Here is a 12,858-nt window from a genome sequence, read left to right as displayed (position 1 = left end):
CAGATTTCTGCAGCTCCGGGATATACGGTGTTGTTGTTATCGTTGCAGTCGCCACCAACGGCTACATAACCTACCGGTTGTTCAACAGCTAAAATTGTATCATCATCATCTCCAAAACCATCGTTATCCGTATCAGCATACCAAAGAGTAGGATTTAAAGTTAAAACCGTGATTTCATTAGAATTTTCAGAAGTTGAAACAGCATCAACAGCACGAACAACATAATAATAAGTAGTATTTGCTTCAAGTCCCGTTACCACTTGTGAAGTTCCGTTGACTGATAAGTTTTGATAACCCAGAACATATACCGTGTTATTTCCATTTCCATCAAAACTATGTGAACCTAAGGTGGCAGGTGTACTTGTATCAACGGCACTCCAAACTCTTGAAATAATCCACTCAGAATCTTCTGTTGAAGTTCCCGCTGAAGTAGACCAATTTGTATTTCCTGCATTCACCGATGATTTTCTAACAAGTATTCTATCTACTGTTGCATTGTTAGTTCCGGCAACGCTCCATCCTGTTCCCGGATTACTATCAGGTGTTCCAAACACATCAATCAGTACATCATTTTTAAACAATCCTATGGCATCATTTCCATTCCAACTTGCAAAACCTACGTTATAAATATCTGCACCAGTTGTCTCACTTTCATTATTTGCTACAACAAGTGTTTCACCGTTTGCTAATGTACCGGACAAAGCTAAAATTGCTGTTCCGGTTGTTGGCCATCCTGCACCGTTTGTAGCCCTTACTAGTTCATATTGAGACAAATTTACATCGGCACCTGTTCCGTTAAAAATTTCAACAAATTTTCTACTTCCCGGAGCACCTTCACCATATTCTGAAATAAATAAATCAGCGGCCGGACTTCCTCCTTCAATTGAATAAACATCTAATTGATAACTTGTTGCTCCCTCTACAGCATCCCAATTGGCAACAAAAGAGTCAGACCCAACCGAAGAAGCTGCGGTAGCAAGTGGTGCATCGATAATTGGATTTACACCTGTTCCGCTTACAGAAACAATTTGAGTTGTTGCTCCGGTTGAAGATATTTCTATATCTCCACCAGTAGTACCTGCGAAGGAAGGTTGAAAACGCACATAAACGGTAACCGGTTGACCATTAAGATTTCCGCCGGTTTGGCCTAAATTTAAGAATGAAGAGAAGTTAGTATCATCAGTACTTAATACAAAATCTTCAGGTGCTACGATCAACGTATTTGAAGTTAAAAAAGAACCTGAAACGGTGAAAGATTGACTTGTCGATTGTTCACCTATCGTAATATTACCAAAATCAGGTAATGAATTAACAGACGCTGTTAACTCAGGTGTTGGAATATATCCGGTTCCTAAAACAGATACTGTTTTATCGTCAGCACCTACTGAAGTTAAGGTAATTGTACCATTATTTAAACCTATCGAAGTTGGTGAATAACGAACATAAACCGTTACCGGCTCACCATCTAACACTCCTGCTGTTTGTGTTAAGTCTACTGTTGACGAAAAAGTAACATCATCTAAACTTACTGAAAAATCAGCGGATGCCGTTACTACTACCACTTCATCTAAATTCTCTGCAGTTACTGTAAAACTTTGCGATGTTGAGTCCGTACCAACAATTACTTCACCAAAATCAGGTAAAGAGGTAACAGAAGGTGTGATAATTGGATCCGTTTCAGGTAAAGTTGTAACAGCAATTACGTTTGAATTTTCAGAGGTTGTTCCGTCGAATGCTCTTACTCTGTAATGATATTCAGTGTTTCCTAATAATCCACTTACTGTTTGAGACAATCCGTTTACTGTCAAATCTTCATATCCTGAAACAAAAGATGGTACCTCTGTTAAGTTTCTGGTAAAACTTAAATTATCAATAGCCGGACGTGCTGTAGTGTTATTATCAATTCTAATAATAAAATTCCCAGTAATGTTCAATACGCCACTAGTAAAAGTAGAAGCAGTTTCAGAATAAGGGAATGTTCCTAAATTCGTTTCTGTTGCCATACCTGCTCCATGAAATACTCGAATCGTTAATTGCCCTCCTGATCCTGCGAAATTTTGTTTTACATCAAAACTTAAAGCAGTTAATCCGTTCGCAATTTCATCTGAAATAAGATACGAATCTGCTTCATTTCGTAATGTAATTGCCTCATCTCCTGCATTAACTTCTTGATCTGTTCTTGATTTAAAAGCTGTCCAATTAACACCATCTACACCTGTCCAAGAACGAGTTAAATAAGAGGTAGCAGTTCCACCTCCAATAGCCGTAAAGGTTTCTACTGTAGTTGAACCTGCAACAAGTTCTGAAAAGGTAGCACTTGTTGACACATCTAGGCGATACGATGCTGCACCACTCACTTCTTCCCAATTGGCAATAAATGAATTGGTTTGAATGTCGGTTGCATCAATGGCAATTGGAGCACCGATAATAGGGTCTACTCCTGTTCCACTTAAAGAAACAATTTGCGGAGTGGCTCCTGTTGATGAAATTTCAATATCTCCACCGGTAACTCCCGTAAAAGAAGGTTGAAAACGAACATAAATTGTAACCGGTTGACCATTGATATTTCCGCCGGTTTGACCTAAATTTAAAAAAGAAGAAAAAGCAACATCATCAGTACTCAACACAAAATCTCCAGGAGCAACAATTAAAGTATTAGCATTTAACAAAGATCCTGAAACCGTGAAGGACTGACTAGTTGATTCCTCTCCTACAATGACATCTCCAAAATCAGGTAAGGTGTTTGTAGAAACAAATAATTCCGGTGTTGGTTCTACACCGTTTCCGGAAACGGTTACTACTTTATTATCTGCTCCAGCTGAGGTTAATGTTATTGTTCCATCATTCAATCCACCAGAAGTTGGTGAAAAACGCACATATAGTGTTACCGGTTCACCATCTAATGTTCCACCGGTTTGTGATAAGTTTAATCCACTTGAAAAAGAAACATCATCTGTACTCACTTCAAAATCTGAAGAAGCTGTAACTGCCACAACATCCGTTAGATTTAAACCGGTTACAGTAAATGTTTGACTGGCAGAATTACTTCCGTTATTAACATCTCCAAAAGAGGGTAAGGAAGAAACAGAAGGCGATATCGTTGGGGTAGTTCCTCCGGTAAAATCGGTTAATTCAATTGAATCAATATTTAATCGTCTATTTGAAGAGCCTGTTTCTATAACTCTTTTGATTCTAATCCTAACATCGCCAATTACATTAACGGTTTCGCTAAATGTTTGCACATCATTGTTATCTGGAGCTGTAAAATTTGAACCAACTTGTGTCCAATTGCTCCCATTGTTAAGGGAATATTCTACTTTCCAAGCTTCTTGAGCATCTGTACCATATCTTCTGTACTGAAAAGAAAGTGTCCCCAAACCATTACTTTTGTTTTGGGTCATTGAAATAGCAGAAGCACCATAACCTCTCATACGAGCAGACCTAGCCCCAACTTTCCAATCAGCAGCATCAGTCCCAATTAATGCCTCTGTCATGTTCCAAGTTATGCCTGACAAGGTAACCGAACCTGAGGCATAACCCGTTTTAGTGGCATCTTCAAATCCAGTGGTATACTGTGCTGAAAGAGTGTAACCGCTCAAACAAAACAATAAGACCATGAATTTAAATACATTCAATTGTAAAATTTTTTTCATGTTGTAAATAGTTTTTAATTTTTGACAATCACAAATTTACACATAATGTAAAAAATGACCATCAATTTAAGTTATGAATATGTTAACATTCGGTAAATCAGTTACGAACAAATCTGTTTTTTGGATTAAAAAAACCGGACAAATTTGCCCGGTTCTGTAATTATATAGTTAATGTAAATTAAAAGATAATTTTTTTAGTGATAGTTTGACCGTTATTCATTTCAACTTTAATTAAAAGTGATTGGTTTTGAGGAAGTAATCCCGGAATCACAAACGATTGATTTTGTATTGCATCGTGTTGAAACAACCTTCTTCCCAACACATCATAAATTTGAATTTTTTGGATTAATTCGGAAGTTGATTGTAGTTCAATTTGTTGATTTCCGGTGGCTACCATTAACGAATTGATTAATTCAGGATTTTCAATTCCTAACGTATCATTTTCATAAATGATTTCAAAACGAGAATCAAAAACCCCAGCTTCTGAGTAAAAAGAATAAGTGCTGGTTTTTATTTCATGTACTATTCCTGCTAAATTATCTCTTAAATAAATTAATTGATTTGCTTCAAACAAACCATCAACATTTGAAATTGATACAGAATAATTTCCCGCTGTATTAGTTCTGAATACTAACGGAACCACATCTGAAATTTCAAATGGTAAAGCTCTTCCTTGAATGACATATTCTTCAGAGTTAAGTAATGAAGATAGTGCAATTTGGCTGTCACCGATGAATTTCCCATCAATCAATTGATCAACTTCATTGGTTGCATTGCTCATATATCCTACCATCATTTGACTGAAGAAGCCGTTTGAATTGGTAAGATTTAACCATATTCTATGGCGTTCCATTTCGCTTTGTGTTGCATATGGTAATCCGAAATTTGAACGGAAAAACTGATTGCTATTATTATCTACACGCAAATCATTTGTAAATCTTGCTGTTGGATTGGTCACATTTTGAGCCGCAACAATAAAACCTTGTCCGACTTGAATGATTCCGTTTGGAACTGGGCTTGTTGGCGAAGTTGTTGTTCCTCCTCCCAACGTATAGGAGGCATAAGCAGTGCCGGCGGCATTGTTAGTCTTTCTCCAAAAATAGAGTGTTCCTTCTATTTCAGTCGTGTTTGATTGCAAAAAAGCCTCCGCACTAATGGTTGATGGATAAGGATTTCCGATAGCATTGTATTTTTGTGTATTACTTATAAAAGTTAAGTCAACATCGATATCGCCATTTTTTGGAACACCAGTAAACTCTCCTGTCCAGATAGTTGGATTAGTCGGATGATTATCCGGCATTCGAATTAAATATCCTATTCCTTCTTCAAAATTTGTGTTTAATGGATTTACAACACTTGTGTAAATATTACTTGTAGTAATATAATTGTAAAAACGGTTGTTCATTGTTAAAGGAGAAAAATCTTTTAAACTCTGATTACCGGTCACTGGAGAAGACCACATAACATAATCTAGACGCATCAACGGATTGGTATTTCTAAACTGATTAATATTTCCTGAATTAGCAACATTATTTATCTGAATCAAATTAGCATTATTCTCTATTGTTAACAATGCAGTTCCGGCAATGGATACTTCATTTTCTACAATTAAATTGCTTCCTGATTCAACAACCACTTCTGCAGCATTGTTTATGGTAAATGAACAACATTCTAAATCACTTGTTAAAACTAAATTATCATTCACAACTGCGGCAACATTATTTACTGGAAACCCATTACTCCAAGTAGTACCGTTCCAGACTGAAGTAATATCTCCACAACTCAACGGCGTTTCATCAATTGTACAAAAGTTAATTCCCCACGAATTTAAAGTCCCGCCATCTTGATTTGCAGAATCAAATACTCTTAATGTCCATGTTCCTTCCGTATTTTCACCTATTAAAGTAGAAAGCGGTTGCGAAGGAATTAATGTACCTGTTATGGTGGGTGTTGTTCCTTGACAGGTTAACGTTACTCCTTCATCATCAAAAGTGGCAACGGCATTGTCACGATTGGTGCATTGTGCTGAAAACAATTCAATTTGTGTCCCCAATGGACTGATTAAAGTCACTGTTAAATCACTAACCCACGTATGAGTAATATTCAATGTAACAGTAATTTTATCAATGATTTGATTTTCATTGGATGGAATTGTCAAAGTAGAATTAATTGTTGGTGTTCCAGAAGCAGAAATAGCAATTGGAACATTTGTTGAATTAACTATCGGATCACAAGAAATTCCACTTCCTGTAGTAAAACGATAGACAGCACTTAATTCCCCTTGACAACCACTGTTTTTTGGTAAAACTCTCCAAAAATAATTGGTGTTTTCGTCTAAATTAGTGGCTGTATATTGATTCGTATTTACGCTTTGAGTAACTATAACCGTATTAAATTCTACATCTGTAGCCAATTCAAAATCGTAATTTGTTGCACTCGGATCGGCCACCCATTCAATAACTACTGAATTATTTACAACTCCAATTGCTAAATCCAATGGATTAATTGGCGAAACCACTTGAAAAGTTGAATTTAAAACCTCAACATATAAATTTACTGTTTTGGTAATAGAACCTGATGTTCCGGTAACAATCATTTGATAAATTCCGGGAACAGTATTTTCTGTATCTGTTAAACTCAATTGAATGGTGCCATTTGATGAAATGGAAGACTGGGAAAAACTCACCGTAGTTCCCGATGGATTTCCACTAACTGACAAGACTGTACTTGCGGAAAATCCACCTGTAGTAGAATAGTCTAATTCAAATGTTGCTGATTCTCCCTGACAAATGGCTTTATTCTGTCCATCGGCTTGACCATTAAAAGCCAAGGCAAAGGTTGGTGTGCTACTTGCAATGGTAAAGTTAGTATTGGAAACGTCTAAAAAAATATGATTATGACCTTTCACCATGATACGGTTTTGAGTGCCAACAGCATTAGGCATTGTCACGTTTTCCGAACCATCATTTGGAACTTTACTAGCTAATAAAACCGGGAAACTACTTCCTCCATTGGTGGACAAGAAAATATCTACATAAGGAGAGTTGACCCCATTAGCAGTTGTTCCTGCCACATTCCACGTTACTGTTTGATTACTTCCGGCTAACCAAGAAACGTTAGTATTAGGAGAATTTACTAGAAATGGCCCTGCAGCTGCATTCACTGTTACCAACATTAAATCTGAACTAGTCTGACCGTTTCCGGCAACATTATCACGAGCAACGACAGAAAAGTTCATGGTTCTGGAAACAGATGGAACAACTTCCCAATCATTAGCAGTCGCACCGGACAAAATGGTTGTCATGACAGGAAAATACCTTTCGGGAGAAGTAGTACCTGTAATCGATCTAAACATAGGTCCAACTGCTCTTGTAGGCGTAGGAAAGCCATTTGAAACCGGGTTTTCAGGATCGCGTTGTTCCCAAGTGTATAATAAAGCGTCATTATCCGGGTCTGAGCCTTCTGCAGTTAAAACAAAAGCCGTGCTTCTAGGGATAATATAATCTAAACCAGCAGATACGATAGGTGTTTGATTAGCTATTGGCGTATTCACCGAGCAACTTCCATTGGTCGATTTCACATAAGCCATGATGTCTCGAATATTTACATAAGCAAAATAGGCATCACTGTTTGGTTGTACATCGGCTTCACAAATTCCCGCATATCCCATAATAGTAGAAGCACTTCCGGGTTCTACTTCTGTTTGACCACTACCTGAACGACAACTTTGATTACTTTGTGTATGGTATCCTCCAAATTGATGGCCCATTTCATGTGCAACATAATCAATATCAAAAGCATCTCCTGTTGGGTTCGCTCTTCCTGTATATCCTCTTCCCTTGTGTGTGCCTGATTGAGAAACCGCACGACAAACACATCCAATACATCCGGCATTTCCTCCCCCTGTTGTGTTAAAATTGTGTCCGATATCATAATTATTTACACCTATTACACTATCTAATGTTTGAGCTGTGGTTGTGTTCCATTCATTGCTCCAAGGATCGGAGTTAGTTGCTCCTAAATAAATTACATCATCATTGTCTGCAACAAAAATCATAGTTATACCAAGATCTATTTCATACACACCATTCACTCTAGTCATGGTGATTGCCATTTGAGCTTGAATATTGGCTTTCTGTTGAGCTATTGTTCCTGTGCCGGCAAAAATATTTCCATACTCTGCTGTACAAGACTGGGCTAAACGATAGGTTCGCAATACATTATCATCTGTGTTAAAGATATCATGTTCAAAAGCATTTCTATCTAATTCCGTTGACGGCAGAGAAATACCTTCGTCAGTCAAACACTCAAAATTAGGTTCATTTGACACTAAATCTGACTTTTTGTACACCATGTAATAAAGTTGATTCTCTGTTAAAGGATCAATAAAAGAAGTACTTGTTTTGGATGAAAAAGTCATACTGTGTAAACCAAATTGTGTCACCGAAAAACGTGCAACTGCAGTTGGATCATCTACACCTTGAGCAGCATACGATTTAATCATAGGAAACTTCTCTGCTAGTTCCTTTTCCATGATAGGAGTTTCCATCACATGATATCGCTCTACTACACCATCTGCATTTGGCAAAAGAATTTCATGGCTGGATCGTCCGGTAAAGTTACCTCTAATGGGAGCACCTTGCAATTGCTGTTTAAAAAGAGTGATGTTTAAAGAAAAAACTTGAAAGGTTTTTGGCGTACTGCTCCTATTGACTTTTGGCAGCATTTCTGTGGTCTGTTTGTTTTCAATTTGCCATGGATTTTGGCGTTGGGCAGTCATTTTCAACGAAAAAACAACCACTACTACTAAGAGTAGAATTTGTTTCATTTTAGGCATTCTGTTGGTATTTTGGAAATTAGTTTCCCAAAAATGATAAAAAAAATTGAAACCAAAATAAGAATTTAAAAATATTACTGCTTTTTTTGTTAATTTATCGATAAAATACATTGAAAAACAAAAATCCCAACCATAAAATGGAAGGGATTTCTTAATTTATCTTTTAAAAATGTTATAAAACTAACTTCTTAGTAACAATTTGACCGTTTTCTAATTCGATTTGCACAATAACTGTTTGTTTCGAAAAGTTTGTGTTTGCAACAAATTCGTTTGTACTTTGTTCTTTTTGAGAAAACACTACTCTTCCTAAAACATCATAAACCAAAACGCTATTGATTTTTTCTAACGAAGATTTTATATGAAGTTGTCCGTTAGAACCAAACGCTATCACACTCGAAGCAATTTCGCTAAAGTTTGGATTGGATAATGTTTCATTAGTGTAACGTAATTCAAATCGATCATTAACTACACCGGCATTTGAATCAAAAACATACGGACTTGCTGTTAAATCATGAATATTATTTAACAATTTGTCTTTCAAATACACTCTTTTATTATCTAATCCCATCACATCTGCTATCGCTACCGTAAATGTTCCTGCAGTTGTTGTGTTATAACCCATCGGCACAATGTCATTTTCATCAAATGGTAACGATCTTCCTTGGATAATATATGGTTTGTTATCAATCAACGAATACATTTTTGAAGAACCATCAATTTTGGTAGAAGCATCAAATAATCTGTCTTTTTCATTTGTTGCTCCATCAACATATCCCAGTAAAGTTCTTACCGGAGTACCGTTTTGAGGAATAAAATCCAACCAAATTTTAAAATCACTTTCACCATTTAACTCACTTGCATTTCTAAAAAATTGATTGTTTGCATGAGTAATGTTTCGCATTGAATTTTTAAATGTAACAGTTTCTGTTGTTGCAGCTCCATCGTTCATCAATACAAAAAATCCTTGTCCGGAAGCGATAAAACCGTTAAACCCAAGTGGACCACTAACCGTTCCCGTTCCATTATGAACTATATAATCATTTGGACTGTAATTGTATGCGAAATTATTATAAAAAGGATCATTAAACGCTACGTTTGGCAATAAACCATGAGTCCAAATTCGAACAGAACCCTCAATATTTGTATTTTCATTTAAAAAATCTAATGCTCTGATAGCAGAAGGATACGGATTACCTATCAAATTGAAATTATCGTCATTTGCAGTTACGGTTATCAACGGATTGGTTGGACTTGGATAACCGCCTCCTGTATATCCTCCTCGCTCGATTGTTGGGGTAAAAATACCATTGTTGGGAACTCCTACAAAAGCAGCATTGAAAGGTTGAATTGTATTATTAAAAGACGATGGCCCACGAACAATATACCCTTTTCCTTGCACCATGTTTTCATTGGCCGTTGTCCAGTTTCCAAAATTTCCTGAAATGGTTGGCAACCACTTAAAAACATTAGAAGCCGGCGTTCCTGTAGAAATACTTAGCACAGGAAAATCAATGACCGGGGAAGACCAATAAACATAATCCAGACGACGAATATTGGCTGTTCTTCGAACGGATGCGTTTCCTATATTTACTGCATAATCATCTAATTGCACTAAACTTCCATTATTTTCTACTATTAAAGTTCCATTATTGACAATTCTTCCGGATGATTGAATGTAATTTCCATCGGTGATTGTTACAGTTCTACCTCCATTAATTTGACATTCGCATGCTGTTACATCGCCATGAGTGTTAGTGTTATAATTACCTGCAAAAATTGCTCTTTCTATAGAAGTTGGTGGGGTTCCACTGGTCCAAGCGGTTCCATTCCATGATTTAGACAAAGGAGTTCTTCCTCGTAATCGGATATCATCAATAACCCAAACTTCCGTGTTAATGTCATTTTCTAATTCTACCTTCACACGTAATTGAGAAGACAATGGAAGATTGCTAATACTTAAAAATCGAACTCCTTGGTTAATAGAACCACTGGGAGACTGAACTTCATTTGGAATGTTAATACCTTTATAAGCTCCACTATAGGAACCAGAACTAGTATTAATGTTCCAAATTGAGTTGCTCAATCCTTTTACTATTAGTTCTTTAGACCAAGTCAATCCGCCATCAACACTTACATAAATTGAAACCCAATCAGAAATATCAAGTCCTTGAGAAGGGTTTGCTGTTGTTGAATAAGCTCCAATTTTCATGTCAAAATCAATCTGACTATATTGTGAAACATCAACCGTATCAAATGTCACAATCACTTTGGCTTTTGGATCGTTATTGGATGGAAAAGGGCCGGTTACTTGTAAACTATTTCCACTCGCTCCGGCATATTTTATTGAAGTTGAAAAACGACTGTCTCCATGAGCACTTCCACCCGTTACCACCGGAGGATTTGCTCCTAACTCGGTTGCAGTGGTATAAGGCCAAGTGGAACCTGCATCAAAGTTTTGAATTCGAACATTAGACAAACCACTTAACTGACATTCATCAAAATCAATTCCAACACCTGAAATAGCAAAAACATAAGGACTTTTTCCAATAACATCATTAATAATAGTAACTGTAGCCTCTCGTAATCCTAACGCAGAAGGATTAAAAGTAATTGATAATGTTGTGCTATTATTGGGTGCTACAGGACTAGATGGAACAGTTGTAACCGTGAAATCGGCAGCATTTGGCCCGGTGATTGTAACCGGCAATGTCAATGTTAAATTCTCTCCTCCAAAATTGGTGACATAAAAATTTCGAACTTTAGTTCCGGCAGTTTCATTTACATTGCCAAAATCAGAATGATTTAAAAGATCCGGTGTTGTACTTCCATTTGGGATTTCTAAACCATTACCAATCACACTAATATCAGGAGCAGAACCCGTTCCTTGAATAGTGAATGTATATGGATTTTCGTCGGAATCATTATTAGCTATCGATACAACCGCAGTTCTTACTCCACCCGTTGAAGGTGTAAATCGAATTTGAAAAACCACATTATTCCCTGCCAAAATTGGGGTTGCCGGTTGAGCAATAACCGTAAAATCTGAAGCATGAGGACCGGTAATAACCACTCGTGGAGTTCCTGTTAAATTCAAATTTGAAACACCAATATTTTGAATACGGTAGTCTTTTATTTGATTATTTCCAATAAGGACGGAGGCAAAAAGTGTATTGTTAAAGGCATTTGGAATTGTATTCCCGCTTACAATCGGATTGGTTCCTCCGGTTGCTCCTCTAATATTTATTTCAGGTCCGGGATCGGTAATTGTTATAACTAACGTTTGTTCATCAATTCCTCCTGCATTTATGGCAGAAATTGCTACCAAAAATGTTCCTGTAACTCCGGGGGTTGCGGTAATAATTCCGGTTGCAGTATCAATACTAAATCCGGCCGGTAAAAAGTCAGCATTGAACGATGTTGGAGCATTGGTAGCCGTAATCGTATAGGAAAAAGGCGAACCAACAAAACCGGAAGCCGTTAAATCACTAGTAATAACCGGAGCACTCGGTGCACCAAACGAAGCTGTCATCGAAATATCGTCTAAACCAAATTCGTCTCTTGAACCTGAACCGCCAACATCTTCACTGTTCCATCGTATATAAAAATAATCGCCCGGAGCAATTGACAAACCGGTTATTGATGTTGAACGTGAAGGAGAAGTTCCTACTTGAACCCAAGCTGTACCTGTAGAAGCTGCCGGAGATGTGTAATCTAAAGCACTAACAGCTGTATAAGTTGAGTTATCTGATGAATATGAAAAATTAAAACTGCTACTTCTCGCCTGATCATTTCTAACAAATAAATTGTACGAAACATTTACTTGATTCATAAAACCGGCTCCATTATTTCTAATACGAAGTGTTAACGTTCCCGGTGCAAAATCACTTCCTCCCGGTTGAATCATAAAACAAGGATTAGCCACACTATGAGGTGCTGCTCTGTAAGAATAAAAACCGCCGGTTGTAACTGCCACTGTTGCAGCTCCTCTAGCATAATCGCCCATAGTTCTTGTTCCTCCAAAAACTAAAGCTCCATCACTCCAACCTGTCACTGCCCACGCATCCGAATCCAATTGTCCGGCTGATGGTGTTGCTTGAAACCCTGTTCCTGTGTATGCTCCGTTTGAAACTCCGGCTATAGTTGAAGAAAAATCAATCGTTTGCGAGGGTGTTCCTTCACTTAGTTGAACTTGCCCCCACGAAAAAGCACTCATAAAAAGTGCTAAAAAAAGTAATCTTGTTTTCATTTTTGGAAATGATAAGTTTTTATAGTTTTTTTGGCTTTTATAGTTGAATTTTTGGTGGGTACAAATTTACAGCTAAATTGCAGAATTTCAATACCTTTGCGTTACTAAATTATTAACAAAAA

3 protein-coding genes are annotated in these 12,858 nt (G+C 37.1%); all 3 read right to left on the bottom strand.

Going from position 1 to position 12,858, the window contains the following annotated elements; genetic code table 11:
• A partial coding sequence (locus tag B4N66_RS05895; RefSeq protein WP_291093125.1) for a lamin tail domain-containing protein occupies positions 1 to 3,653 on the bottom strand: 3,653 nt, incomplete at its 3' end.
• A 178-nt stretch (positions 3,654 to 3,831) separates the two neighbouring features.
• Positions 3,832 to 8,490: a reprolysin-like metallopeptidase gene (locus B4N66_RS05890; protein WP_291093124.1), complete on the bottom strand. Its 4,659-nt coding sequence runs from the start codon at positions 8,488 to 8,490 to the stop codon at positions 3,832 to 3,834.
• A gap of 172 nt (positions 8,491 to 8,662) precedes the next feature.
• Positions 8,663 to 12,736 (bottom strand): choice-of-anchor D domain-containing protein, encoded by a 4,074-nt coding sequence (locus tag B4N66_RS05885; protein WP_291093122.1) that lies wholly within the window; start codon positions 12,734 to 12,736, stop codon positions 8,663 to 8,665.
• Between the last annotated feature and the right edge of the window lie 122 nt (positions 12,737 to 12,858).

The organism is Flavobacterium sp. UBA2787 (assembly GCA_002352205.1).
In the GTDB taxonomy this organism is placed as follows: domain Bacteria; phylum Bacteroidota; class Bacteroidia; order Flavobacteriales; family Flavobacteriaceae; genus Flavobacterium.
Note: the sequence above shows the minus strand (reverse complement) of the source record. Positions and strands in the feature narration are given on the sequence as shown.

Excerpts from the sequence above, each read along its gene's own strand:
- B4N66_RS05890 (WP_291093124.1), bottom strand. The coding sequence starts at position 8,490 with ATGCCTAAAATGAAACAAATTCTACTCTTAGTAGTAGTGGTTGTTTTT.
- B4N66_RS05885 (WP_291093122.1), bottom strand. The coding sequence starts at position 12,736 with ATGAAAACAAGATTACTTTTTTTAGCACTTTTTATGAGTGCTTTTTCG.